Annotated in this window: 22 protein-coding genes; 12 read left to right on the forward strand and 10 right to left on the reverse strand. The window is 67.4% G+C overall.

Annotated features, from left to right (window positions below):
* Window positions 1-50 precede the first annotated feature (50 nt).
* A complete protein-coding gene (locus tag ACFSC3_RS10155) occupies window positions 51-1,244 on the reverse strand; it encodes a LysR family transcriptional regulator (RefSeq protein WP_380940287.1) in 1,194 nt (397 codons plus the stop codon).
* 100 nt (window positions 1,245-1,344) lie between these two features.
* On the opposite strand from ACFSC3_RS10155, the gene ligK reads away from it, so the two are divergent.
* The 3 genes from ligK to ACFSC3_RS10170 all read left to right on the forward strand — a co-directional run bounded on the left by ligK (window position 1,345) and on the right by ACFSC3_RS10170 (window position 4,085).
* Window positions 1,345-2,016, forward strand: coding sequence for a 4-carboxy-4-hydroxy-2-oxoadipate aldolase/oxaloacetate decarboxylase (gene ligK / locus ACFSC3_RS10160; RefSeq protein WP_380940288.1), 672 nt, complete (start codon window positions 1,345-1,347; stop codon window positions 2,014-2,016).
* 138 nt (window positions 2,017-2,154) lie between these two features.
* Window positions 2,155-3,201 carry a 4-oxalomesaconate tautomerase gene (locus ACFSC3_RS10165; protein ID WP_380940289.1) on the forward strand — a complete coding sequence of 349 codons (1,047 nt, stop codon included), beginning with the start codon at window positions 2,155-2,157 and terminating at the stop codon, window positions 3,199-3,201.
* The gene (locus ACFSC3_RS10170; RefSeq protein WP_380940290.1) at window positions 3,198-4,085 is read left to right on the forward strand and encodes an amidohydrolase family protein; all 888 of its coding nucleotides are present in this window, start codon (window positions 3,198-3,200) and stop codon (window positions 4,083-4,085) included. The genes ACFSC3_RS10165 and ACFSC3_RS10170 overlap by 4 nt, the downstream gene beginning before the upstream one ends.
* Before the next feature lie 103 nt (window positions 4,086-4,188).
* Here the strand turns inward: ACFSC3_RS10170 and ACFSC3_RS10175 are convergent, their stop codons facing one another.
* On the reverse strand, window positions 4,189-5,301 hold the full coding sequence (locus tag ACFSC3_RS10175) for a 5-methyltetrahydropteroyltriglutamate--homocysteine S-methyltransferase (protein ID WP_380940291.1): 1,113 nt from the start codon (window positions 5,299-5,301) through the stop codon (window positions 4,189-4,191).
* Window positions 5,302-5,436: 135 nt separating this feature from the next.
* Between ACFSC3_RS10175 and ACFSC3_RS10180 the strand changes: the two genes are divergently transcribed.
* From ACFSC3_RS10180 to ACFSC3_RS10200, 5 genes are all read left to right on the forward strand, one after another.
* Complete coding sequence (locus tag ACFSC3_RS10180) at window positions 5,437-6,756, forward strand: MFS transporter (protein WP_380940292.1); 1,320 nt, start codon at window positions 5,437-5,439, stop codon at window positions 6,754-6,756.
* 56 nt (window positions 6,757-6,812) lie between these two features.
* The gene (locus tag ACFSC3_RS10185; protein ID WP_380940293.1) at window positions 6,813-8,219 is read left to right on the forward strand and encodes an aldehyde dehydrogenase; all 1,407 of its coding nucleotides are present in this window, start codon (window positions 6,813-6,815) and stop codon (window positions 8,217-8,219) included.
* A gap of 10 nt (window positions 8,220-8,229) precedes the next feature.
* Entirely contained in the window at window positions 8,230-8,742 is a 513-nt protein-coding gene (locus tag ACFSC3_RS10190) for a DUF3237 domain-containing protein (protein WP_380940294.1), read from the forward strand.
* Window positions 8,743-8,765: 23 nt separating this feature from the next.
* Complete coding sequence (locus ACFSC3_RS10195; RefSeq protein ID WP_380940295.1) at window positions 8,766-9,602, forward strand: p-hydroxycinnamoyl CoA hydratase/lyase; 837 nt, start codon at window positions 8,766-8,768, stop codon at window positions 9,600-9,602.
* A 150-nt stretch (window positions 9,603-9,752) separates the two neighbouring features.
* On the forward strand, window positions 9,753-11,843 hold the full coding sequence (locus tag ACFSC3_RS10200; protein WP_380940296.1) for an acetate--CoA ligase family protein: 2,091 nt from the start codon (window positions 9,753-9,755) through the stop codon (window positions 11,841-11,843).
* Between the two features lie 97 nt (window positions 11,844-11,940).
* Here ACFSC3_RS10200 and ACFSC3_RS10205 read toward each other — a convergent pair whose 3' ends face one another.
* A complete protein-coding gene (locus ACFSC3_RS10205) occupies window positions 11,941-12,393 on the reverse strand; it encodes a MarR family winged helix-turn-helix transcriptional regulator (protein WP_380940297.1) in 453 nt (150 codons plus the stop codon).
* Between the two features lie 144 nt (window positions 12,394-12,537).
* Between ACFSC3_RS10205 and ACFSC3_RS10210 the strand changes: the two genes are divergently transcribed.
* Complete coding sequence (locus ACFSC3_RS10210) at window positions 12,538-14,937, forward strand: TonB-dependent receptor (RefSeq protein WP_380940298.1); 2,400 nt, start codon at window positions 12,538-12,540, stop codon at window positions 14,935-14,937.
* Between the two features lies 1 nt (window position 14,938).
* On the opposite strand, the gene ACFSC3_RS10215 is transcribed toward ACFSC3_RS10210, so the two are convergent.
* From ACFSC3_RS10215 to dapB, 3 genes are read right to left on the reverse strand one after another with little or no spacing between them, the layout of a single operon-like run.
* Window positions 14,939-15,304 carry a hypothetical protein gene (locus tag ACFSC3_RS10215; RefSeq protein ID WP_380940299.1) on the reverse strand — a complete coding sequence of 122 codons (366 nt, stop codon included), beginning with the start codon at window positions 15,302-15,304 and terminating at the stop codon, window positions 14,939-14,941.
* The gene (nth, locus tag ACFSC3_RS10220) at window positions 15,304-15,969 is read right to left on the reverse strand and encodes an endonuclease III (protein ID WP_380940300.1); all 666 of its coding nucleotides are present in this window, start codon (window positions 15,967-15,969) and stop codon (window positions 15,304-15,306) included. The genes ACFSC3_RS10215 and nth overlap by 1 nt, the downstream gene beginning before the upstream one ends.
* Window positions 15,966-16,694: a 4-hydroxy-tetrahydrodipicolinate reductase gene (gene dapB, locus ACFSC3_RS10225; RefSeq protein WP_380940301.1), complete on the reverse strand. Its 729-nt coding sequence runs from the start codon at window positions 16,692-16,694 to the stop codon at window positions 15,966-15,968. The genes nth and dapB overlap by 4 nt, the downstream gene beginning before the upstream one ends.
* Window positions 16,695-16,856: 162 nt before the next feature.
* Here dapB and ACFSC3_RS10230 point away from each other — a divergent pair, with 162 nt between their 5' ends.
* Window positions 16,857-17,756, forward strand: coding sequence for a DeoR/GlpR family DNA-binding transcription regulator (locus ACFSC3_RS10230; protein WP_380940302.1), 900 nt, complete (start codon window positions 16,857-16,859; stop codon window positions 17,754-17,756).
* A 4-nt stretch (window positions 17,757-17,760) separates the two neighbouring features.
* On the opposite strand, the gene ACFSC3_RS10235 is transcribed toward ACFSC3_RS10230, so the two are convergent.
* Window positions 17,761-18,870, reverse strand: a complete 1,110-nt coding sequence (locus ACFSC3_RS10235) for a GGDEF domain-containing protein (RefSeq protein ID WP_380940303.1) — start codon at window positions 18,868-18,870, stop codon at window positions 17,761-17,763.
* A gap of 2 nt (window positions 18,871-18,872) precedes the next feature.
* A complete protein-coding gene (locus ACFSC3_RS10240; protein ID WP_380940304.1) occupies window positions 18,873-20,231 on the reverse strand; it encodes an HD-GYP domain-containing protein in 1,359 nt (452 codons plus the stop codon).
* A 147-nt stretch (window positions 20,232-20,378) separates the two neighbouring features.
* On the opposite strand from ACFSC3_RS10240, the gene ACFSC3_RS10245 reads away from it, so the two are divergent.
* Both ACFSC3_RS10245 and ACFSC3_RS10250 read left to right on the forward strand, forming a co-directional pair.
* Window positions 20,379-21,083, forward strand: coding sequence for an NAD-dependent deacylase (locus ACFSC3_RS10245; protein ID WP_380940305.1), 705 nt, complete (start codon window positions 20,379-20,381; stop codon window positions 21,081-21,083).
* Window positions 21,080-21,901, forward strand: a complete 822-nt coding sequence (locus tag ACFSC3_RS10250) for a Rossmann-fold NAD(P)-binding domain-containing protein (RefSeq protein ID WP_380940306.1) — start codon at window positions 21,080-21,082, stop codon at window positions 21,899-21,901. Before ACFSC3_RS10245 ends, ACFSC3_RS10250 begins: the two co-directional genes overlap by 4 nt.
* On the opposite strand, the gene ACFSC3_RS10255 is transcribed toward ACFSC3_RS10250, so the two are convergent.
* Window positions 21,811-22,728, reverse strand: coding sequence for a DMT family transporter (locus tag ACFSC3_RS10255; protein ID WP_380940307.1), 918 nt, complete (start codon window positions 22,726-22,728; stop codon window positions 21,811-21,813). The genes ACFSC3_RS10250 and ACFSC3_RS10255 overlap by 91 nt on opposite strands.
* A 212-nt stretch (window positions 22,729-22,940) precedes the next feature.
* Entirely contained in the window at window positions 22,941-23,942 is a 1,002-nt protein-coding gene (locus ACFSC3_RS10260) for a threonine aldolase family protein (protein WP_380940308.1), read from the reverse strand.
* Window positions 23,943-24,047: the final 105 nt, after the last annotated feature.

The raw sequence follows: 24,047 nt of genomic DNA on the forward strand, positions 1-24,047 counted from the left end.
CGGGGGTAGGCGGCGGACGGCATGTGCCGCCAATCGGAAAGCGCCGCCGTCTATCGATTTTCCTGAAGTCTGGTATCGACCGCCGCCTGTTTCAGCAACGCGACGAGCCGCGCCTGCGCCGTCGTCGGTCGCCAGCCTGCCCGCGTGCTGATCCCAATGGTTCGCACCGTGTCGATCAGTTCAGGACCGATCCGCACGAGCAACCCGGCGTCGACCTCCAGCGCGACCTGATCGGGGGACAGCAGTGTCAGCAGGTCGCTTTCGGTGAGCAGTCCCCGGATCACCATGACCGATCCGCACTCGATCGGTACGGCAGGCAGCGCGCGCCCGGTAAACAGCGTCTCCCAATGTGTCCTGAGCGGCGTGCCTGTGGGGCCGACGACCCAGCTTTGCGTGGCCAACTGGTCGAGGTCGACGTCGCGCCCTGCGAGCGGATGCCCGGCGCGCCCGAAGATCGCCAGCCGATCGGTGAACAGCGGCGCCTGATCGAGTCCCGCAGGCGGATCGGGACGAAGCGCGCCGATCATCAGGTCGATGACGCCGTCGAGCAATGGGTCGACCAATTCACGCCACGACCCCTCGACGACATCGAGGACCGTCCCCGGCGCTTCGGCGAGGAACCGGGCGAGCGCATGCGGTAACAGCCGTGCGCGGCTGAGCGGCATCGCACCGACTGCGATCCGCCCGCCACCCTTCGCATCGCCACGGGCCTCCGCGATGCCGGCGGCGATCTCGCGTGCGGCCAGCCGAACACCTCGGGCAAGCGCACGGCCGGCGGGGGTCAGCATCATGCCGCGCCCGCGGCGCTCGGCGAGCGGGGTCGCCCAGATCTGTTCGAGCTCCCGCACCGCGCGGTGGATCGCGGGCTGCGACAGTCCGCTCGTCCCGGCCGCGCCGGCGAAGCTGCCGGCGTCGGCGAAATGAAGGAAGGCTTCGGCCTGCGTCGCGGTCATCAGTGCCTCGGGCCTGGCAAAACCGCGCTTGGATGTCCGGCGGATCGTGGCAAGTTGTGCGAAGGCGCGATCGATGCGGTCGGCCAACGCCAGGCCGGCCGCGGTCGGCGCCATGCCGTCCGGGTTGCGGTCGAACAATTGCACGCCCAGCTGCCGCTCGACCTTGCCCAGGCCCTGGGTCAGCGCAGGCTGCGACAGGCCCGCGGCATCGGCGGCGCGATTGAGGCTGCGCTCGGCGACGATATGCCGGATCGCGCGAAGGTGACGCAGGTTGAGGTCGAACGGCTTCATCAATGTCGGATATAGCAAAAACTTATGGGGCCGCCGCAAGATCGATTGGCCAAAGCTCGCGCGGGCGCGGACGACGCCGGTAATCAGTGAAAGGATCGAGATGACCGTCGTCGTGCAGAATATCGAACGCGCCGACCGCGCCGTGATCGACGGGCTCGCGTCGGCGGGCGTGGCGACGGTGCATGAGGCGCAGGGGCGGATCGGCCTGCTCGCCCATTATATGCGCCCGATCTATGCCGGCGCGCGGATCGCCGGGAGCGCGGTGACGATCTCCGCGGCGCCCGGCGACAATTGGATGGTCCATGTCGCGATCGAGCAGTTGAAGGACGGCGACATCCTGGTCCTCGCGCCGACCAGCCCCTGCGTCGACGGCTATTTCGGTGACCTGCTGGCGACGAGCGCGATGGCGCGTGGGTGTCGCGGGCTGGTGATCGATGCGGGCGTGCGCGACGTCCGCGACCTGACGCAGATGGGCTTTCCGGTCTGGTCGAAGGCGGTGTTCGCGCAAGGTACGGTCAAGAATACGCTGGGCTCGGTCAACGTGCCGATCGTGTGCGCGGGTGCGGCGATCGAGGCGGGCGATGTGATCGTGGCCGACGACGACGGCGTGTGCGTGGTGAAGCGGGCCGACGCAGCGGCGGTGCTGGAGAAGGCACAGGCGCGCGAGGCGGCGGAAGAGGCGAAGCGCGTGCGGCTGGCGGCAGGCGAGCTTGGGCTCGACATCTACGACATGCGCCCGCGGCTGGAAGCGATGGGGTTGAAGTATGTGTGAGCCCAAGGTCCTCCCCGGCACGGGGAGGGGGACGATGCGAAGCATGGTGGAGGGGGGGCTCCACAAGCGGTGCATCATGAGGAGCCCCCCCTCCGTCAGCGCTACGCGCTGCCACCTCCCCTTGCAGGGGAGGATCATATGACCCGCTGCATGTGGATGCGGGGCGGTTCCTCGAAGGGCGGCTACTTCCTCCGCGACGACCTCCCCGCCGACCCTGCCGCCCGCGACTCGTTCCTGCTGCGTGTCATGGGCTCGCCCGATCCGCGCCAGATCGACGGCATGGGCGGCGCGGACCCGCTGACCAGCAAGGTCGCGGTCGTCACTCGGTCAAAGCGCGAGGGCGTCGATGTCGACTATCTCTTCCTCCAGGTCTTCGTCGATCAGGCGATCGTCACCGACGCGCAGAATTGCGGCAACATCCTCGCCGGTGTCGGCCCGTTCGCGATCGAGCGTGGTCTCGTAGCCGCGCAGGACGGCGAGACGCGGGTCGCGATCTTCATGGAGAATACGGGCCAGGTCGCCGTTGCCACCGTGCAGACGCCGAGCGGCACCGTGACCTATGCCGGCGATGCGGCGATCAGCGGCGTGCCGGGGACGGCGGCGCCGATCCCGCTGGCGTTCCGCGACACCGCAGGCTCGTCGTGCGGCGCGCTGCTGCCGACCGGGAACGGCGTCGACACGATCGACGGGGTCGCGTGCACGCTGATTGACAACGGCATGCCCTGCGTCGTCATCGCTGCGAGCGACGTCGGCATTTCCGGTTACGAGGATCGTGACACGCTCGACGCGAACGACGCGATGAAGGCGAAGGTCGAGGCGATCCGCCTTCAGGCTGGGCCACTGATGAATCTGGGCGACGTCGCGGAAAAATCGGTGCCGAAGATGATGCTGGTTGCCGCGCCGCAGGACGGTGGCGCGATCGCTGTGCGCTCGCTGATCCCGCACCGTGTCCATGCCTCGATCGGGGTACTTGGTGCGGTCAGCGTCGCGACGGCGTGTCTGATCGAGGGCTCACCGGCCGCCGCGGTGGCGGTGGTGCCGGAGGGCAAGCACCTCACGCTCGGCGTCGAGCATCCGACCGGCGTCACCGAATGCGTCGTGACGCTCGACGATGACGGCCAGCCGGTCGAGGCCGGCATGCTGCGCACCGCGCGCAAGCTGATGGATGGGGAGATTTTCGCATGAAAGATGCCGACGGCCGGATCCGCAGCTGGACGCTGGAACTCTCGCGCCCCCGCTTCACCCCGCCGCCGGGCGCGGTCGACGCGCATTGTCATGTGTTCGGTCCGCAGGCGGAGTTCCCGTTCAGCGCCAAGGCGAAATATCTGCCGCAGGACGCTGGCCCGGACGCGCTGTTCGCACTGCGCCGGCATCTGGGGTTCAGCCGCAACGTCATTGTCCAGGCGAGCTGCCACGGCACCGACAATCGTGCGACGCTCCACGCCATCGCAGTGTCGGAGGGCACGTGCCGCGGTGTCGCGGTGGTCGATCCGGCGATTTCCGACGACGAACTGGACGCGCTGCACTCCGGCGGCATTCGCGGCGTGCGATTCAACTTCCTCAAGCGGCTGGTCGACGATGCGCCCAAGGACAAGTTCCTCGACGTCGCGCGGCGCATCCAGCGGCTCGGCTGGCACGTCGTCGTCTATTTCGAAGCGGATATCCTCGACGAGATGCGGCCGTTCCTCGACGCCATTCCGGTGCCGGTCGTCATCGACCACATGGGTCGCCCCGACGTGCGCCAGGGGCCGGACGGCGCGGACATGACCGCTTTCCGCGCGCTGCTCGACAGCCGGGACGATATCTGGACGAAGGTGACGTGTCCCGACCGGCTCGATCCCGCCGGGCCGCCCTATGCCGATTTCGTCCGCGCCGTTCGGCCGCTGGTCGAGGCCTATCCCGACCGCGTGCTGTGGGGAACCGACTGGCCGCATCCGAACATGGAGACGGTGTTGCCGGACGATGGGGCGCTGGTCGATGTGATCCCCGAGATCGCAGCGACGGCGGAGTTGCAGCGCAAGCTGTTGGTCGACAACCCGATGCGGCTGTACTGGCCGGAAGAAGTTTGATTTTCACGCAAAGGCGCAAAGGCGCGAAGAGAAGATTTCTAAGCGCTGACGCGCGGTTTCACATCTTCTTTGCGCCTTCGCGCCTTTGCGTGAATCAAATCTCTTACGCGTCGCCCCACACGTCCCGCGCCACGTCGATCACCAGCCGCATCTTCGCCGCCTGCTGCTCGACCTGGATGTCGTTGCCGTGGACGGTCGACGAGAAGCCGCACTGCGGCGACAGCGCCAGCTGGTCGAGCGGCGCGAACTGTGCGGCTTCGTCGATGCGGCGCTTCACGTCGTCGGCGCTCTCCATCTCGCCGAGCTTGGTGGTGACCAGGCCCAGCACGACCGTCTTGCCTTTCGGCAGGAAGCGCAGCGGCGCGAAGTCGCCCGAGCGGGGATCGTCATATTCCAGGAAATAGCCGTCGATGTTCAGTTCGTTGAACAGCACTTCGGCGACGGGCTCGTACCCACCCTCGGCCGCCCAGGACGAACGGAAGTTGCCGCGGCACAGGTGGACGCAGACGATCATGTCGTCCGGCCGGTCGCGGATCGATTCGTTGATCAGGCGCGCATAGAGCCTCGGCAGTTCGTCGGGGTCCATGCCGCGCTTGCGTGCATTCTCGCGCTGGGTGTCGTCGCAGAGATAGGCGAGGTTGGTGTCGTCGAGTTGGAGATAACGGCACCCGGCGTCCGCCAGGCTCGCGATCTCCGCGCGATAGGCGGCGGCCAGATCGGCGTAGAAATCTTCGAGGTTCGGATAGGCCGCGGCATCGATCGCGTCGCGTCCGCCGCGGAAGTGCAGCATCGTCGGCGACGGAATCGTCACCTTCGGCGTGCGCGAAGTGCAGGAGGCGAGGAATTCATAATCCGCGCGCTGGATGTCGCGGGCATGCGCGATCTTGCCGCTGATCTTCATGACCGGCGGTGCATATTCCAGCTCCTTGCCGCCGTGCTGGTGGAACTTCACCTGCGTGCCGCCGGCCTCGTCGACGCCGTCCAGCTGGAGCAGGAAGTCGGTGTGGAAATAGGTGCGGCGAAACTCGCCGTCGGTGATCGATTGCAGGCCGAGATCTTCCTGGAAGCGGACCACGTCGCGGATCGCGTCGTCCTCGACCGTGCGGAGGGCGGCGGCGTCGATGCTGCCGGCGCGATACGCCGCGCGCGCGTCGATCAGCGACTTGGGTCGCAGGAAGCTGCCGACGTGATCGGCGCGGAACGGTGGCGTGGGCATCGGGTCACTCCAGGATGGATCGTACGTGTTGCATACGGCTGTAGGGAGGCATGCCAGCGCACGCAATGGCCGGTTGCCGTCTGGTCCGATCCGGGTATATGTTCAGTCTCATAACAATAAAGTCGAGAGGTGTCGGTGGCCCAGGATCCGCGTGCAGTGATCGACCGCGAGCCGATGTCGCGGTTCCAATGGGGCATCGTCGCGACGATGGTCGGGCTGAACGCGCTCGACGGATTCGACGTCCTCTCGATCAGTTTCGCTTCGCCGGGCATCGCCAAGGATTGGGGAATCGACCGCGCGGCGCTGGGCATTGTGCTGTCGATGGAATTGATCGGCATGGCGATCGGCTCGCTGTTGCTGGGCGGCGTCGCCGACCGGATCGGGCGGCGGACGACGATCCTCGGCTGCCTGGGCATGATGACCGTGGGTATGCTGGGCGCGGCGACCGCGCATGACGTCTACACCCTGTCGATCTGGCGCGTGCTGACCGGGCTGGGCATCGGAGGCATGCTGGCATCGACCAATGCCGCGGTGGCGGAGGCGGCGAATGCGAAGCACCGCTCGCTGGCCGTCGTGCTGATGGCGGCAGGCTATCCGGTCGGGACGATCGTCGGCGGCTCCGTCTCCGCCGTGCTGCTCGCGCACTATGATTGGCGGGCGGTGTTCGTGTTCGGCGCGATCTGCAGCGCTTTGTTCGTGCCGCTGGTGCTGTGGCGGGCGCCCGAGTCGGTCGCCTTCCTGATGCACAAGCGTCCCGCCGGCGCGCTGGAGCGGATCAACGCGACGCTGCGCCGGATGGGTCATGCCCCGGTCGAAGCGCTGCCCGATCCAGAGCCGCAGGCGGTGGCAGGCAAGGCGCCGCTCATCACGCTATTCTCGCCCGCGCTGTTGCGCACCACGGTGCTGCTGACGCTCGCCTACCTCGCGCACATCATGACCTTCTACTTCATCCTGAAATGGATCCCGAAGATCGTCGTCGACATGGGCTTCCCGCCGCCGCAGGCCGCGGGCGTGCTGGTGTGGGCGAGCATCGGCGGGGCGACGGGGTCGCTGATCCTGGGGCTGTTGACCGGGCGTATCCGCCTGCTGCCGCTGACGATCACGGCGATGCTGCTGTCGACCGCGCTGATCATCGTGTTCGGCCGCGCACAGAGCGACCTGACCGGCCTGTCGATCGTCGCCGCCTGCGCCGGCTTCGCGACCAATGCGGGTGTCGTCGGCCTCTATGCCCTGATTGCCCAGAGCTTCCCGACCGGCGTTCGCGCCACCGCGACCGGCTTCGTCATCGGCGTCGGGCGCGGCGGATCGGCGCTCGCCCCGGCGGTCGCGGGCTTCCTGTTCGCGGCGGGCTACGGGCTTCAGACCGTCGCGGTGCTGATGGGGATCGGTTCGCTCGTGGCGGCAGCCGCCCTCGTGATGATGCGCAGGCGACCTGCCGCGCAATTGGCCGATTGACGATCTGCACAACTCGATTTAGGCTATAACACATAACAAATTAGGAGAGCGGCCCGATGGCGTCCGGCAACACATTCGATCGCATCAACCCGGTGACGGGGGAGGTCGCGACGACCGCCGCCGCGTTCGGCCCGGCAGAGGCGAATGCCGCGGTCGAGGCTGCTGCCGCCGCCTTTCCGGCGTGGTCCGCGCTCGGCCCCAACGCTCGCCGCGCCGCGTTGACCAAGGCTGCCGATGCGCTTGCCGCCAAGGCCGACCAGTTCGTCGATGCGATGATGGGTGAGATTGGCGCGACCGAGGGTTGGGCGCGCTTCAACCTGATGCTGGCGGTCGGCATGGTGCGCGAAGCCGCGGCACTGACGACGCAGATCGGCGGCGAAGTGATCCCGTCCGACAAGCCCGGCTGCATCGCGATGGCGCTGCGCGAGCCGGTCGGCGTGATGCTGGGCATCGCGCCGTGGAATGCGCCGATCATCCTGGGCGTCCGCGCGGTCGCGGTGCCGCTGGCGTGCGGCAATACGGTCGTTTTGAAGGCGAGCGAACAATGTCCGCGCACGCACAGCCTGATCGCGGAGGCCTTTGTCGAAGCGCTGCCCGCTGGCGCCGTGTCGATCGTCACCAACGCGCCGCAGGATGCGGGCGAGGTCGTCGGCGCGCTGATCGACAACCCGCATGTGCGCCGCATCAACTTCACCGGATCGACCGCGGTCGGCAAGATCATCGCCAAGCGTGCGGCCGAGCATCTGAAGCCCGTGCTGCTCGAACTGGGCGGCAAGGCGCCGCTGATCGTGCTGGAGGACGCCGATCTGGACGAAGCCGTGAAGGCCGCGGCGTTCGGCGCGTTCATGAACCAGGGCCAGATCTGCATGTCGACCGAGCGGATCATCGTCGTCGATGCCGTCGCCGATGCTTTCGTCGAGAAGTTCGTGGCGAAGGTCGGCACGATGCCGGTCGGCGACCCGCGCGAAGGCAAGACGCCGCTGGGGGCCGTCGTCGATCAGAAGACGGTCGATCATGTCAAATCGCTGATCGCCGATGCGGTCGGGGCGGGCGCAGTGCAGGTCAACGGCGGCGACGCGAACGGCGTGCTGATGCCCGCGCACGTCATCGACAAGGTGACGCCGGAGATGAAGCTGTTCCGCGACGAAAGCTTCGGGCCCGTCGTCGGCATCGTCCGGGCCCGCGACGAGGCCCATGCGATCGAACTCGCCAACGACACCGAATACGGCCTGTCAGCGTCGGTCTTTACCCGCGACACCGCGCGGGGCCTGGGCGTCGCCAAGAAGATCAAGTCGGGCATCTGCCACGTCAACGGGCCGACCGTGCATGACGAGGCGCAGATGCCGTTCGGTGGCGTCAAGGCATCGGGCTATGGCCGGTTCGGCGGCAAGGCCGGGATCGACGCCTTCACCGAGCTGCGCTGGGTCACGATCGAGACCCAGCCCGGTCATTATCCGATCTGAGGCGGGCGCGATGGCGATCCTTTCCCTGATCGTCGCCGGTGCCGCGGCGGTCGCTGCTCCGGCGCCGGTCGCGCCGAAACTGACGCCTGTCTTCACCGTGCGGGTCGAGATCGCCCCGCCGGTCGAGCAGGGGGAGATCGACGGCGGGCGGCGGCGGTTCATCCCGATCACCGGCGGCAGCATTACCGGCCCGCGCCTGACCGGCACGGTGCTGTCCGGCGGCGGGGACTGGCAGACCATCTATCCGGGCGGCTTCACCCGGGTCGAGGCGCGCTATTTCCTGAAGGCCGCCGACGGTACCGTCATCGGCATCCACAATCCGGGCGTCCGCGTCGCCAGTCAGGACGTCACCGATCGCATCGCCCGCGGAGAACGGGTTGATCCGTCCGCCTATTATTTCCGCAGTTCGCCTGTGTTCGATCCGCCGCCGGGCAAGCACCAGTGGCTGCGCGAAAAGACCTTCGTCGGCCGCGGCATCCGCATGCCCGACCACGTCCTCATTGAAATCTTCGCCGTCGACTGACGCGCGCCAGCAAAGGGTAAGCCATGACCGAATATAGCAGCAACGGCGTCGTCGCCTATGACGTCGAGGACCGCATCGCCTGGGTCCGCTTCAACCGTGCGGAAAAGCGCAACGCGATGAGCCCGACGCTCAACCGCGATATGATGGAAGTGCTCGACGCGCTGGAATTCCGCGACGACGTCGGCGTGCTCGTCCTGTCGGGCGAAGGGCCGGCGTGGACCGCGGGCATGGATCTGAAGGAATATTTCCGCGAGACCGAAGCGACGGGCCTGGCCGGCACGCGCAAGGCGCAGCGCGAGAGCTATGGCTGGTGGCGGCGCCTGCGCTGGTATCAGAAGCCGACGATCGCGATGGTCAACGGCTGGTGCTTCGGCGGCGGCTACGGCCCGCTGTTCGCCTGCGACCTGGCGTTCGCGGCGGAGGAAGCGAAGTTCGGGCTCAGCGAGATCAACTGGGGCATCCTGCCCGGCGGTGGCGCGACTAAGGTGGCACAGGAACTGATGCCGTTCCGCAAGGCGATGTACCACGCGATGATGGGCGAGAATATCGACGGCAAGACCGCGGTCGAATGGGGTCTGGTTAACGAGGCGCATCCGCTCGCGACGCTGAAGGACCGGGTGACCGAGGTCGCCAAGGTGCTGCTCGCCAAGAACCCGGTCGCGCTGAAAGCGACCAAGGATGCGATGAAGCGCGTCGGTGTGATGAGCTACGACGATGCCGAGGACTATCTGGTCCGCGCGCAGGAAGCGGCGAATTCGTTTGACAACGAAGGCCGCAAGGAAGGCATCCGGCAGTTCATCGACGAGAAGAGCTACAAGCCCGGGCTGGGCGCGTATGACAAGGACAAGGTGAAGGCGTAAGCCGCGCAAATCCTCCCCGGAACGGGGAGGGGGACCATGCGAAGCATGGTGGAGGGGGCTATCCGCGGGCCACGTCCGATGAGGCACGCCCCCTCCGTCAGCGCTTCGCGCTGCCACCTCCCCGTGCCGGGGAGGATCGAAAGATATGTAATGCCCGACCTTTCCCGCCTCCTCACCCCCCGCTCGGTCGTCATCGTCGGCGCGTCGCCCACCCCCGGCGCGCTGGGCAATTCCGTGCTGCGCAATCTCGAACGCCATGGCTATGCTGGCGCGATCCACCTCATCAATCCCAAGCGGGACGAGATCGACGGCCGGCCGTGCTTGAAGTCGATCGACGACCTGCCCGACGGTGTCGATGCGGCGGTACTGGCGATCCCCGGTCCCGCGGTGCTCGGTGCGGTGCAGGCGCTGGCCAAGCGGGGCGTCGGCGCGGCGATCATCTTCTCGGCGGGCTTCGCAGAGGGCGGTGAGGAGGGGTTGGCCGCGCAGGCCGAAGTCGCGCGGATCGCGGCGGAACACGGCATGATCGTCGAGGGGCCGAACTGCCTGGGCCTCGTCAACTATGCCGCGGGCGTGCCGCTGACCTTCGTCGAGGCGCCGGTGCTGGATCTCGCCGGCAAGCCTGCGGTTGGCATCGTCAGCCAGTCGGGCGCGATGGCGGTGGTGCTCGGCACCACGCTGATGGCCAAGGGACTTGGCATCACCGTGTCGGTGTCGACCGGCAACGAGGCGGCGTCGGGCGTCGAGGATTATGTCGAACACCTGATCGACGACCCTGCCACCCCCGCGATCGCTATGATCGTGGAGCAGTTCCGCAAGCCCGCGCGCTTCCTGGCGCTGGCCGAACGGGCGCGGGCGGCGGGCAAGCACATCGTCCTGCTCCACCCCGGCACGTCGAGTGCGGCGCGCGAATCCGCCGCAACGCATACCGGCGCGATGGCGGGCGACTGGCAGTTGATGCGCGCCAAGGTCGAACGCGCGGGCGTCATCCTGGTCGACAGCCTGGAGGCGTTGGGCGATGTCGTCGAACTGGCCGTGCGCAGCCAGCCGGTCAAGCGCGGCGGCACCGCCGTGCTGACCGAAAGCGGCGCGTTCAAGGCGCTGACGCTCGATCTGGCCGAGAGCATCGGCCTCGACCTGCCGGCGATGTCGGGCGACACCGTGGCGGCGATGCGCGCGGCGATCCCCGATTTCATCCCCGTGTCCAACCCGATGGACCTGACCGCGCAGGCGCTGGTCGACCCCGACCTCTACCGTCGCACGCTGATCCCGCTGCTGGCGGACGATGCCTATGCCGCGCTGGTGTTCGGGATCATCCAGACCGACCCGGCGACCGCGGCGCGCAAATTCCCGTACATCATCGATGCGGTGACGGCGCTCGCTCCGACCAAGCCGGTGATCTTCGCCGGCCTCGACGACGGGGCGCCCGTGCCGGCCGAGTATATCGATGGCCTGCGGGCGATCGGCGTGACCTATTTCCCGTCGCCCGACCGCGCCTTCCGCGCGCTGCGGCATCTGCTGCGTCGGGCCGAACGCGACTTTGCGCGCGCCGAGGCGGAGCCTGTCACGCTCGACCTGCCGCCGGGCGTGATCCCCGAATATCGCGCCAAGCAACTGCTGGCGCCGGTCGGTATCCCGTTCCCGGCGGGCGGGTTCGCCGCGACGGTAGATGAGGCCAAGGTGGTCGCCGCGCGTATCGGCTATCCGGTTGCGATCAAGGCGCAAGCCGCGGCGCTCAGCCACAAGAGTGACGCGGGTGGCGTCATCCTGAACATCGCCGACGACGCGGCGCTGGAGGCGGCGTGGGAGCGGCTGTACGGCAATGTCGCCGCCTATGACGGATCGATCGTGCTCGACGGTGCGCAGGTCGAGGCGATGGGGAAGCGCGGGGTCGAACTGATCGTCGGCGCGCGCAACGATCCCGATTGGGGGCCGGTGATCCTGGTCGGCTTCGGCGGGGTGACCGCGGAGCTGCTTCACGACGTCCGCCTGTTACCGATCGACCTGACGAAGGACGCCATCGTCGCCGAACTCCGCGCGCTGAAGCAGGGGGCGCTGCTCGATGGCTATCGCGGCTCGCCCGCGCTCGACGTGGCGGCGGTGGCGGATCTCATCGCGAACCTCGGCCGCGTGCTGGCCGGAACGCCGTCGATCCGCGAGGTCGATCTGAACCCGGTGGTCGTCTATCCGCGCGGGGAGGGTGTGGTCGCTCTCGATGCGCTGATCCTGGCGGAAGGCTGATCCCGCATCCCGTTCGTGCTGAACGAAGTCGAAGCTTCTGTCCTATAGGCACGCCCTTCGACTTCGCTCAGGGCGAACGGGGGAAGGGGGCGGGTAGCTAATCCGTTGGCGCGGCGCGTTTCTCGATGCGGCCGAGCAGGTCGAGCAGCATCGCCTTTTCCGCCGCGGAGAAGCCGGCAAGCAACTGGTCCTCATGCGCTTCGATCCGCCGCGTGCAGTCGTCGAGCATTGCCGTGCCCGCGGGTGACAGAGTCAGCGTGAAGGCGCGTCGGTCGGTCGGGTCGGTTTCGCGCACGATCATGCCGGCGTCGATCAGCTCGTTGATCAGCGACACCATATTGGCGCGCTTGATGCCCAGGATGCGGCCCACCGCGCCCTGATTGATGCCGGGACTGGCAGCGACGACGGCCAGGATGCCGATCAGCACCTGTCGCATCCCCGTGCCCTCGACCGCCGCGGCGAAGTCCGCCGCGAACACCGCCGACGCACGACGCAGATGATAGCCGACCAGGGGATTGAGCGCGCCGACCAGAGAATGGGTTTCCGTCATAACAAGCGGAAGCCACGTTTTGCCGAATGCGTCAAATGCCTGTGTTTAGCTTCGCGTCATTACTGTTATTGACAATAACATATCCGGGCGTAGCATTCGGGACAAATGGGGCGCCGCTGAGCCGCCCCGAAACGGGAGGATGCGATGACTGGTCTTCGTTCTACGATGCGTGCCGTGCTGGGTTGCAACGCCGCCATCGGTGCCCTGGCGATCGCCGCGGTGCCCGGTATCGCGCAGGCGCAGGACGGGTCGGCGCAGGCCCAGTCGGCGACCGAAGCCGACCCGCAGGACATCATCGTCACCGCACGCCGCCGCGAGGAAAGCCTGCAGGATACGCCGGTCGCGATCTCCGCATTCAGCGCCGAGATCCTGGAGCAGCGCCAGATCGTCCAGACATCGGATCTGGAGCGCATCACCCCCAGCCTACAATTCAAGCCCGCCGGCCAGCTGTCGGGCAATACCGCCTCCGCGGTCGTCTTCATCCGCGGCGTCGGTCAGGTCGATCCGACCGCGGCGGTCGATCCGGGCGTCGGCATCTATCTCGACGAAGTCTACCTCGGCCGTGCGGTGGGCGGGGCGATCGACTTCGGCGACATCGACGGCGTCGAAGTGCTGCGCGGGCCGCAGGGCACGTTGTTTGGGCGCAACACCATCGGTGGCGCGATCCTGGTCCGCACCCGCCAGCCCGAACTCGGCACGTGGAGCGGCCGCAGCCGCCTGCGCATCGGCGACTATAATCTGCGCGAGGGTTTCACGGCGCTCAATATCCCGCTCGGCGACACGCTTGCGGCGCGCATTTCGGGCGGCTTCCGCAAGCGCGACGGCTATGTCATCCGCGCGGTCGACGGCAAGGATCTGGGTAACGAGAACGGCTATTCGCTGAACGGCGCGCTGAAGTGGGAGCCGTCGAGCGCGTTCGATCTGTTCCTGCGCGCCGACTATTCTCGCCGCGACGAAAACGGTGCGCCGTTCGTGCTGGCGGGCGTCAACGAACAGGCCCCGGTCGCCGCCATCGCCAGCGTTGCCGCCGGCTGCCCGGGCGCGACCATCCCCTTCTCGCCGATCGTGCCGGGCGACCGTCGCTTCGGCGCGCCCAACGTGCCGCTGATCGCCGACATCCGCTGCGCCAACGATCTTCAGGCCCGCGGCGACTTCGTGAACGGCGGCAACGCGCCAGTCATGAGCATGTCGGAAGTGTGGGGCGCTGCCGGCACCGCCAACATCCGCCTGACCGACCAGGCGCTGGTCAAGCTGATCACCGCCTATCGCGAGACGAGCTCGCGCGGCATCCGTGACGCCGACAATACGCCGCTGACCCTCATAACCACCGACGTCGGATCGAAGTCGAACCAGTTCAGCCAGGAAGTCCAGCTTCAGCTCGACTTCGGCAAGGTCAACGGCATCCTCGGCGGCTATTATTTCAACGAAGCGACCGACGAGCGCGCGACGGTCTTCCTCGCCTTCCCACCGTCGCCGCCGGTCATTTCCTCGCTGCTCGCAGGTGGCCCCGGCAGCCGCGATCTTCAGGTGTCGCGCCTGAAGACCAATTCGGTCGCGGTGTTCGGCGAAGTCAGCTGGTCGCCGACCGCGCGGCTCGAACTGAGCGGTGGCCTGCGCTACACCTCGGACCGCAAATATTATCAGGGGACGGTGCTCAACCTGTTCCCCGCGACCCAGCCCGACCCGAACCCGTTGCCGACGCTGGCGACGTCGCAGGGCGGGCCGCTGTTCATCTTCCCGCGGCCGTTCCAGCGCGACTTCGCGGCGCTGACCGGATCGGGCAGCATCCAGTATCGCTGGAACGACGCGATCAGCACCTATGCGTCCTATGCCAAGAGCTTCAAATCGGGCGGGTTCAACACGCGCTACAATGCGGCGACCTCGAACAACCTGCCGGTGCCCTTCTCGGACGAAAGCGTCACCAGCTATGAAGCCGGCATCAAGACCAACATCGGCCGCCTGCGCCTGAACCTCGCCGCGTTCGAGGCGCAGTATCAGGACATCCAGCTGATCTTCCGCCAGGGCGTCGTGCCGCTCCTCTTCAACGCCGGCGAAGCGCGCATCCGCGGGTTCGAGGCGGAGGCGAGCTATCGCGCACCCTGGGGCCTGATCTTCGACGGCGGGCTCAGCGTGCTGAAGGACAAGATCAAGAGCATCACGCCCATCCCCGGAGCGACCGCGACCGTGACGCCCAGCGACGACCTGCCGTTCACGCCTGATCTTCAGGCGAACTTCGGCCTGTCGTACAAGATCGAACTCGGCGGCGGCACGACGCTGACGCCGCGCGTCGACGGAACGTACCAATCGAAGATCACCTTCATCACCGGCAGCATCCCGCTGATTGAGGAGAATGGCTATTTCGTCGGAAACGCGTCGGTCGGCATTCGCTTCGCCAACCGGATCGAACTGAGCGCGGGCGTCAACAATATCCTGGATTCGCGCTACCTCATCCAGGGCAACGCGTCGCTGGCGACGCTTGGCTATGCGGAGCGCATCTTCGCGCGGCCGCGCAACTGGTTCGCGCAGCTGTCGACGTCGTTCTGATCTAACGCACGCGGCGGGCGAGGGTGACGGGCTGGAATTTCCCCAGCCCGCAACTCGCGCCGGGCGACAGGCCGGGGTCCTGCAACACGGTGATGATGTCGACGTCGCACAGACGCGGCGTCGTCAGCGAATAGGCGAAGCGGCGGTCGAAGCCGAGGCCGGGGCAGGATTGCGGCAGCGTGTTCCGATAGGTGCGACTGCCCGCCGTGAAGTCGATGACGGAATCGCTGCGGACCTGACTGCGCAGGCCGACGGTCGAGATGCAGCTGACCGGCGCACCGTTCGGCGTCGCCGCCGGTACGACGTCGTCGCGGGCGAGTGCGGGCGCGGCGGCGAGCAACAGGGCGATGAGGGCGGGGCGGATCATCACGACTCTCCGGCAGCGGCGACCGGCTTGGGCGCCGGCGTCTTCGGCTTGAACGCGCAGAGGTCGGCGACGATGCATCGCCAGCATTCGGGGCGTCGCGCCTTGCAGGTGTAGCGGCCGTGCAGGATCAGCCAGTGGTGCGCGTGCAGGCGGAACGGCTGCGGGACGACGCGGTCGAGCTTCGTCTCGACGACGACCACATCTTTTCCGGGAGCAAGCTTGGTGCGGTTGCACACGCGGAAGATATGCGTGTCGACCGCGAACGTCTCGTGCCCGAAGGCGGTGTTGAGCACGACATTGGCCGTCTTGCGCCCGACGCCCGGCAACGCTTCCAACGCGGCGCGATCGTCGGGGACGACGCCGTCGTGATCGCGCACCAGCGCTTCGCTCAGCGCGAGGACGTTCTTCGCCTTGGTGTTGTTGAAGTTGATCGTGCGAACATAGTGGCGGATCTCGTCAAGGCCGAGTGCGACCATCTTCTCTGGCGTGTCGGCGACGGCGAACAGGCCGCGGGTCGCCTTGTTGACGCCGGCGTCGGTCATCTGCGCCGACAGCGCGACCGCGACGAGCAGGGTGAAGGGGTTCGAATATTCGAGCTCGGTCACCGGATGCGGATCATGCTCCGCGAGGCGGTGGAAGAAGGTGACGACGTCGGCCTTCTTCAAAGCCCGAGCACCTCCGCCATCGCGTAGCGGCCCGGTGGTTGCGTCGCGAGCCACAGGGCGGCGCGGACCGCGCCGCGCGCGAAGATCGCGCGGCTGTCGGCGCGGTGGACCAGTTCGATCCGCTCACCCTCGCTTGCCATGATCACGCTATGGTCGCCGATCACAGACCCGCCGCGCAGCGAGGCGAAGCCGATCGTGCCTTCGCTGCGTGCGCTGGTCACCCCGGCGCGGTCGTACACGCTGACATCCGCCAGCGTCGTCCCGCGCCCGTCGGCCGCCGCCGCGCCCAGCAGCAGGGCGGTCCCGGACGGCGCATCGACCTTGTGCCGGTGATGCATCTCGACGATCTCGATGTCCCAATCGGCATCGAGCCGCGCGGCGGCCTCGCGGACCAGTTGCGCGAGCAGCGTCACGCCGAGCGAGGTATTGCCGGTCTGGAGCACCGCGATATCCGCGGCAGCGGCATCGATCAGCGCATGATGCTCCGACGTCAGCCCGGTCGTGCCGATGACGATCGGCGTACCGGCTGCGCGGGCCGCGGCCAGATGGGCGGGAAGCGCCGAGGGGGCCGAAAAGTCGACCAATACGTCCGCCGCCTGCGCAAGTGGCGCCGGATCGTCCCGCGAATCCGCGCCGCCCGCGTGGCGCGCGCCGAGGGCTGAAAGCTCCCCGACGATCGCCTGCCCCATCCGTCCGAGACTGCCGTAGATTCCGATCGCTGTCATGGACGCAGGCCTTGGCACATGGCGGCGTAGCGGCCCAGCCCTTTGCGCGCGTTGCGGATGATCAGGACATAATATTACGCATATTACTCATTTCGGGCAAAAACCACGATCAAGGCCGTCATCGGATTGGACGGTTCGGACAAGGACTGCAAAAGCTGAGCGATGCCATATCTTTCCAAGGTCGTTCTGACAGATACGGTGCCCGTCCGCCGCCTGACGCGGTTGCTGGCGGAGATGCAGGTGACGATCAACGCCGCCGGCCTGCGGTTGTTCGATGGCGACATGGACCGGTTCGTCATCTTCTCGCTGGTGGTGCGTGAAGGCCTGTCGCCACGCGGCGATGCGCGCCCCATTTCGGCGCATTCGCTGTCGATCTCCCTCAACCGGTCGTTCGAGACCGTGCGCCGGCACGTCAACGCGCTGATCGACGCCGGATATTGCGTGCGCGTGCGCGGCGGCGTGACGGCTGCGCCGGGGTTGATCGACCGACCCGATGTGGACGCGGTCGTGAAGCTGTCGAACGATGCGTTCGTGCGGTTCGTCGAGGATTTTGCGGACAAGGATGCCGCGGCACCCGCCCCCGAACCGCTCCCGCCCTATCACATCTCGGTCGGGGTCAGCGGTGCGGTCGATACGTTGCTGGCGACCGTCGAGACCAATCGTGGGCTGCACGGCGATTGGCTGGACCTCGCGCTGTTTTCGACGACATTGTGCGCCAACGTCCGGCGCCATGCCTGCGACCCGCAGGCGATCGGCCTGCCGATGTGCGAACGCCACGCCGTGCGCCCCAGCGTCATCGCGCGGGCGCTCGGCCTCGCCGAGACGACGGTGCGGCGACGCGTGGGGCGGCTGATCCGGCCCGGCGGGTCGATGGTTCGGGTCCGCAGCGGGTTGATGGTATCGCAGGAGTTCCTGAAGACCTCGACCGCCGCCGCGACCACCGCGGCGACGCTGGAGCACGTCCGGCGCGAAATCCGCAAGGCCGTCGCGCGGGGCTTTCCGATCGACGCGCCCAGTCGCGCCTATGCGGTCGGCCGGCCGGCCGAGACGCCGTTCGCCTGACCCGTCAGCTTGCCGACGCCATGTTGACTGCGTTCTTGCCGGTACGCTTTACCTTGTAAAGCGCGGCATCAGCCGCCGCCATCGCGCGTGCGATGTCATCGGTCAGCGCGGCTGCACCGGCGGAGAAGGTGACGCACCCGATCGGCTCACTGGTTTCCTGGTTGACCAATCTGCGTTCGCCCAGCCGCTCGCGCACTTCGTCGAGCAGCATGACCGCGTCGTGCGTGCTGCGCCCGTTCGTCAGCACCGCGAATTCCTCACCGCCGTACCGCGCGACGCAGATGTCGGGACCGAGTTCGCTCGCCAGGAAATTGCCGACGAACTTCAGCACCCGGTCGCCCGCCGGATGGCCGTGGACGTCGTTGACGCGCTTGAAATCGTCAATGTCGACCAGCGCCACGACCAGTCGGCGACGATCGGCATCGGGCGCGTTCATCAGTTCGGCCAGACGACGCTCGAACCCGCGACGGTTGGGCAGTCCGGTCAGGTGATCGCGTTCCGCCGCGGCGCGCGCACGGTCCAGGTCCGAGCGCAATTGCTCGGTCGCCCGGCGCGTCTGCTTCAGTTCGGTTTCGACAAGGCGCGTCGTCGAGACGACCGCGCGCGTCAGCCCTGCGATATGTTCGAGCGTCCCGACCGGATCGGTTTCCAGCCGCGCCTGGGCATCGTCCAGGGCATCGCCGTAATCGCGCGCCGAAACATGCGACCGATCATTGGCCGCGATGCACTCGTTCAGCCGTTCCTCCAGCTGATCGGCCAGCTGTGCCAGCGCCTGTGGCACCGATTCGACCGGACGCAGTTCGGCGATCAGATCGCTGATGCGCTGGGCGCTCAACCCTTCCTCTTCGGCCAGCATCTTGCCGATGGCGCCGGCGATCATCGGATCGGCGCCGGTCAGATAGGCATGCGCGATCTCGAAATGGATGGGCATCGGCGAGAGGCGATGGCGAACCAGAAAGTCGCCGATGTCGTCGTACAGCTGCCGCTCGACGATCGCGCGGGTATCGGGGGCCTGGGCCGATGCGGCAGTGGCGCGCGGATCATCGGCCTGCTGCCCACCGAACCAGGTGGCGAGGCGGCTGCGGCGTGGCGCCTGCAGGGCATTGCTTCCCATGCTCACCGGCTCCCCCCCGCGGCCCTGATCCGCGTGGCAAGAGTCTGGCGCGGTGTCGCGGCATAGGGTCTGGCTGGGTCGTGCGAAGTCTGCGGCATTTCGCCGCGGTTGACAGCATCACGCACGGTTTCCCAATTCTGACCGAACCAGTAACCGCCGTCTTCGGATCGCAGGATACGATCCGACAGGCGCGCGACGGCGGTGTCGATGTCCTGTTGCGGGACGAACCGCTGCGTCGGAATGTCGTAGAAGGCGCGGACCTTCGGCGCCGTCGGCTCGTCGTGATTGCCCTCGATCACGATTCCCAGCCGGTTCGATGCCAGACGTACCAGCCCCCCGGTCGGCTGGATGCCGATGCTGGCGATGAAGGCGTAGAGCAATTCCTCGTCGAAATGGCCCTCCCATTCGAGCATCCGGGCAAGCGCGTCGTTCGCCGACCATGCGCGCTTGTACGGCCGGTTCGACGTCACCGCGTCATAGACGTCGCAGATACCCCCCATGCGCGCGTGCAGGCTGAGCTGGTCGCCGGAGAGGCCGAAGGGATAGCCGCCGCCGTCGACCCGCTCGTGATGATGCAAACACACGTCGAGTGCGATCGGAGACACGCCGGGGCTGTCGACCAGCATCACATGCCCCTGTTCCGGGTGGGCGCGGATGATCGTGACCTCTTCCTCGGTCAGGCGGCCGGGCTTGTCGAGGATCTCCTCGGGGATCGACATCTTGCCGATGTCGTGCAGCAGGCCGGCCATGCCCAGCATGCGATGATCCTCCGGCGGCAGCCCGATGTGTCGCGCCAGATTGATCATCAGCGCGCAGACCGCGACCGAATGGAGATAGGTATATTCGTTCTTGGTCTTCAGCCGGGTGACCTTGACCATCGCCGACGGGTCGCGCGCGACCGATGCCGCGATCTCGTCGACCAGAGGTTCGACCGCGTCGACGTCGATCGCCTGCCCCATCCGCGCTTCGCTGAACATTGCGGTCACGGCTTCCTTCGAGCGTTCCACGACCTCGGCGGCACGTTCGACCTCGCTCGCCTTGGTCGCGCGGACGCGACGCCGGGGGGCGGCCGCCTCGGGCTCCGCCTCGGCGACGGGCGTTTGCGACGGCGAGATCGTCCGTTCGTCGAGAATGTCGTCCTCGGCAACGACCGGCGTCGGCTCGGCCAACGGGATCGGGCCGAGCCCGCGCGCCGTATCGATCGTCACTTCCGTGATGTCGGCGTCCCGCAACCGCGTGATCGCGTCGGCGTCCTGAATAAGAAAGCGTTTCCGCCAGAACGGGCTCGACAACCAAGAGCCGTCGAACGAATCGACGAACACTCCTGGCCGAAGCCGTTCGATTTCGACGCGAATCAACATCTTGATGAAGCTATCCCCGGTCCCTCTACATCGGCGATAGTGTCACCAACGTTTTGATCATTGATTTATGCGGAGCGGTTATTTTGACCAAAACGAGTAACGCGGGCACGGTCGCCAGGCTGTGGTCGATGCGGTATTCGGTCCGATATGGATAAAATGCAGTCGATCGTCGTACTGACCGGTGCCGGCATTTCTGCCGAGAGCGGGATCGCCACCTTTCGCGGACCGGGTGGATTGTGGGAAGGGCACCGCGTCGAGGACGTCTGTACGCCCGAGGCGCTGGAGCGCGACCCGGCGCTCGTCCATCGCTTCTACGACCTGCGTCGCGCCGCCCTGGCGGGGGTCGCGCCCAATGCCGCGCACCGGGCGCTTGCCAGGCTGGATGCCGAGTGGCCGGGCGAACTGCTGATCGTCACGCAGAACGTCGATGATCTTCACGAGCGGGCGGGGGCCACGCGACTGCTGCACATGCATGGTGAACTGCGATCGGCGTTGTGCGCGGCTTGCGGCGTGCGGACGCCGTGGAGCGATGCCTTGCCGCCGGCGACGCCGTGCGCCGCCTGCGGAGCAAAGGCGATGCGGCCGGACATCGTGTTCTTCGGCGAAATGCCCTACGATATGGACCGGATCGAAGCGGCGCTGGCGCAGTGCGACCTGTTCGTGTCGATCGGCACATCGGGGGCGGTCTATCCCGCGGCGGGGTTCGTCCGCACCGCGCGCTGGCACGGGGCGCATACGATCGAACTGAACCTCGATCCCTCGGATGGCAGCATCCACTTCCACGAAAGCCGGATGGGTCCGGCGAGCGTGCTGGTGCCCGAATGGATCGACAGCGTGTTGACAGACGCATGACGCGGCTGTTCGTCTTCGGTCTGGGCTATGCCGCGAGCCACGTCGCCGCGGCGGTGCGCAGCCGCGGCGGCGTCGTCATCGCGACGGGGCGGGCGGGTGACATATCGTTCGACGATGCCGCTGCGGTCCGCGCCGGGCTTGCGGCCTCGACGCATGTCCTGTCGTCGGTCCCGCCCGACGAAGGCGATCCGGTGCTCGACCGGTACGGCGACCTGCTGGCGGGCAAATGGCTCGGGTATCTGTCGTCGACCGGCGTCTATGGCGATGCGGGCGGGGCGTGGGTCGACGAAGCCGCGCCGATCCGCGGACGGCGCGCGAACCGCAATGCTGCCGACGCGCGCTGGCTGGCGCTGGGCGCGCGGGTGTTCCGCCTGCCCGGTATCTACGGCCCCGGTCGCTCGCCGATCGATCGGCTTCGGGAGGGGAAGGCGCATCTGACCGGACTGCCCGATCAGGTGTTCAGCCGCATCCACGTCGCCGATCTCGCGACGGGCGTCATCGCGGGCTTCGACGGCCCGGCGGGGGCGTATAATCTGTCCGACGACCGGCCGGCGAACCAGGACGACGTCATGACCTATGCCGCGCGGCTGGTCGGCCTGCCGCCGCCGCCGCCGCTGGTGTCGCTCGACCAGCTGTCGCCGATGGCGCGCGCCTTCTATGCCGAGAACCGGCGGGTGGCGAATGGCAAGGCACGGCGGGTGCTCGGCTGGCGCCCGCGCTTCGCGGATTACCGGTTGGGCCTGCGCGCGGTCAGCGCCACGACCAGCCCGACCATCGCCAGCGCCGCTCCGCTCCCCGCCAGTAGCGACCAGCGATAGCCCTCGAACAGCGTCGAGAGCAGCATCGCGATGACGGGCACGAGCACACCCGAATAGGCCGCCTTCGCCGGGCCGATCACACGGATGACGCCGTAGTAGAGCGGGAAGGCGATCGCCGAAGCGGCGAGCCCGAGGTACAAGGTGCCGGCCCAGTAGATCGGTCGCGGGTCCAGCACCGGCGGACCCACCGTCGCAAAGGCATAGGCGGCATCGAGCACCGCGCCGATCAGCATCGATATGCCCAGCATCGACGCCATCGGATAGAGCTTGGCGGTCTTCGTTCCCTGTAGGATATTCGCGCTCGACGCCGACAGCACGCCCGCCAGCGTGAAGCCGATCCCGGCGAACAGCTTGGCCCCGCCGCTCGGATCGGCGCGCAGTTCGTGGACGAACAGCAAGGCGACGCCGGCGATTGCGATGGCGGACCCCAGCAACAGCTGCCGCCCGAGCCTCTGCCCCAGGAATATCCGCCCCAGCAGCGCATTCGGTACCAGCATCAACGCAAAGACGACCGCAACCAGGCCCGACGTAATGAAGGTTTCCGCCCGGTAGACGAAGTTGAAATTCAGCACGAACTGCGCTGTCCCCAGCGCCGTCGCGAAGCCCCAGCCGCGCGCATCGAGCCGCAGCGAATCCCGTCGCCACAGCGCCCAGCCCAACATCGCGACCCCGGCCACGATGAAGCGATAGGTGACCGACCAGCTTGCCGGCACGACCCCCAGCTGACCGGTGATGACGATCCACGTCGACCCCCAGATCGCGGTGACGATCGCGAAGGGGAGGAGGACCGACAGGCGGGTCGATTGCGGACGGTCGGCGTCGGACATGGCGGCGCTTTAGCCACAAAGCTCTAACCAGCGAAAGCGCGACTTCTGCGAAAAGCCCGTCGGTGCTCCCGCGCAGGCGGGAGCCTAGAGCGGCGAGCAAAGCGATCTGTTGTATTGCTTCGTCCTGGGTTCCCGCCTGCGCGGGAACACCGAAGGCTTGTGGGCGAATGCGTGACTTTCGTAGATGGCTCGCAAAGGCAGGGGGGATGACTTCAGAGTGCGGCGATCGCTTTCGCCAGCGGCGCAATCTCGGCTTCGGTCTGGTTCCACGAAATCACCAGCCGCGCTTCGCCGACGCCCCAGTCGTAGAAGTCGAAGCCGAGCGCGCGCAGGCTCGCCGCCTCGTCCGCGGTCACGCGCAGGAACACCTCGTTCGCCTCGACCGGATAGACCAGCCGATCGCCCGCCGCTGCCGCCAGCAACCGCGCACCGGCGTTCGCGGCGTGGCCGTTCTCCAGCCAGAGATCGCCCTCCAGCATCGCCAGCAACTGCGCGGCGAGGTAGCGGCCCTTGGAGAACAGCAGCCCCGCACGCTTGCGGCGGTAGAGGATCGGCGCGGCAAGTTCCGGGCGGAAGAATATCAGCGCCTCGGCCGACATGCCGCCGTTCTTGACGCAGCCGAACGACAGCGCGTCGACGCCTGCCCGCCATGTCACCTCGGCCGGCGAACAGCCGAGATGCGCGACCGCGTTGGCGAAGCGCGCGCCATCCATGTGCAGGCCCCAGCCCTTCTCGCGCGCCAGGTCGCCGATCGCGGCGACCTCGTCCGGTGTATAGGCCAGGCCATATTCGGTCGCGTTGGTGATCGACACCGCATGCGGCTGGACCTGATGCACGTCGGGGCGGATCGCATCGGTGACCGCGCGGATCGCATCCGGCGTCAGCTTGGCGCCGGGGCCATCGGCCAGCAGCAGCTTGGCGCCGTGGGTGTAGAATTCCGGCGCGCCGGCTTCGTCGACCTGGATATGCGCGTCGCGGTGGCACACGATGCCACCATGGGGCGGGCACAGCGCGGTCAGCGCCAGGCAATTCGCCGCGGTCCCGGTCGGTACCCACAATACTTTGACCGACGTCTCGAACAGGTCGGAGAAGGCACCGTCCAGCTGCTGCGACCAGCGATCGCCGTCATAAGCGGTGTCGAGGACGTTGGCCGCGACCATCGCGTCGAGGACGGCCGGGTGAACCGGGGCGGCGTTGTCGGAGAAGAAGCGCATGGGCTGCTCAAGCCGTAGCGCTCTCATGAAATCAAGGACTTTCGCCCTCCCGATCGTCATTCCCGCGAAGGCGGGAATCCATCTCTTGCGCTCGCCACGGGGCTC

This window comes from Sphingomonas floccifaciens (assembly GCF_042681125.1).
Classification (GTDB): domain Bacteria; phylum Pseudomonadota; class Alphaproteobacteria; order Sphingomonadales; family Sphingomonadaceae; genus Sphingomonas; species Sphingomonas floccifaciens.

Excerpts from the sequence above, each read along its gene's own strand:
- ACFSC3_RS10155 (WP_380940287.1), bottom strand. The coding sequence starts at position 1,244 with ATGAAGCCGTTCGACCTCAACCTGCGTCACCTTCGCGCGATCCGGCAT.
- ligK (WP_380940288.1), top strand. The coding sequence starts at position 1,345 with ATGACCGTCGTCGTGCAGAATATCGAACGCGCCGACCGCGCCGTGATC.
- ACFSC3_RS10165 (WP_380940289.1), top strand. The coding sequence starts at position 2,155 with ATGACCCGCTGCATGTGGATGCGGGGCGGTTCCTCGAAGGGCGGCTAC.
- ACFSC3_RS10170 (WP_380940290.1), top strand. The coding sequence starts at position 3,198 with ATGAAAGATGCCGACGGCCGGATCCGCAGCTGGACGCTGGAACTCTCG.
- ACFSC3_RS10175 (WP_380940291.1), bottom strand. The coding sequence starts at position 5,301 with ATGCCCACGCCACCGTTCCGCGCCGATCACGTCGGCAGCTTCCTGCGA.
- ACFSC3_RS10185 (WP_380940293.1), top strand. The coding sequence starts at position 6,813 with ATGGCGTCCGGCAACACATTCGATCGCATCAACCCGGTGACGGGGGAG.
- ACFSC3_RS10190 (WP_380940294.1), top strand. The coding sequence starts at position 8,230 with ATGGCGATCCTTTCCCTGATCGTCGCCGGTGCCGCGGCGGTCGCTGCT.
- ACFSC3_RS10195 (WP_380940295.1), top strand. The coding sequence starts at position 8,766 with ATGACCGAATATAGCAGCAACGGCGTCGTCGCCTATGACGTCGAGGAC.
- ACFSC3_RS10200 (WP_380940296.1), top strand. The coding sequence starts at position 9,753 with ATGCCCGACCTTTCCCGCCTCCTCACCCCCCGCTCGGTCGTCATCGTC.
- ACFSC3_RS10205 (WP_380940297.1), bottom strand. The coding sequence starts at position 12,393 with ATGACGGAAACCCATTCTCTGGTCGGCGCGCTCAATCCCCTGGTCGGC.
- ACFSC3_RS10210 (WP_380940298.1), top strand. The coding sequence starts at position 12,538 with ATGACTGGTCTTCGTTCTACGATGCGTGCCGTGCTGGGTTGCAACGCC.
- ACFSC3_RS10215 (WP_380940299.1), bottom strand. The coding sequence starts at position 15,304 with ATGATCCGCCCCGCCCTCATCGCCCTGTTGCTCGCCGCCGCGCCCGCA.
- dapB (WP_380940301.1), bottom strand. The coding sequence starts at position 16,694 with ATGACAGCGATCGGAATCTACGGCAGTCTCGGACGGATGGGGCAGGCG.
- ACFSC3_RS10230 (WP_380940302.1), top strand. The coding sequence starts at position 16,857 with ATGCCATATCTTTCCAAGGTCGTTCTGACAGATACGGTGCCCGTCCGC.
- ACFSC3_RS10235 (WP_380940303.1), bottom strand. The coding sequence starts at position 18,870 with ATGGGAAGCAATGCCCTGCAGGCGCCACGCCGCAGCCGCCTCGCCACC.
- ACFSC3_RS10240 (WP_380940304.1), bottom strand. The coding sequence starts at position 20,231 with ATGTTGATTCGCGTCGAAATCGAACGGCTTCGGCCAGGAGTGTTCGTC.
- ACFSC3_RS10245 (WP_380940305.1), top strand. The coding sequence starts at position 20,379 with ATGGATAAAATGCAGTCGATCGTCGTACTGACCGGTGCCGGCATTTCT.
- ACFSC3_RS10250 (WP_380940306.1), top strand. The coding sequence starts at position 21,080 with ATGACGCGGCTGTTCGTCTTCGGTCTGGGCTATGCCGCGAGCCACGTC.
- ACFSC3_RS10255 (WP_380940307.1), bottom strand. The coding sequence starts at position 22,728 with ATGTCCGACGCCGACCGTCCGCAATCGACCCGCCTGTCGGTCCTCCTC.
- ACFSC3_RS10260 (WP_380940308.1), bottom strand. The coding sequence starts at position 23,942 with ATGCGCTTCTTCTCCGACAACGCCGCCCCGGTTCACCCGGCCGTCCTC.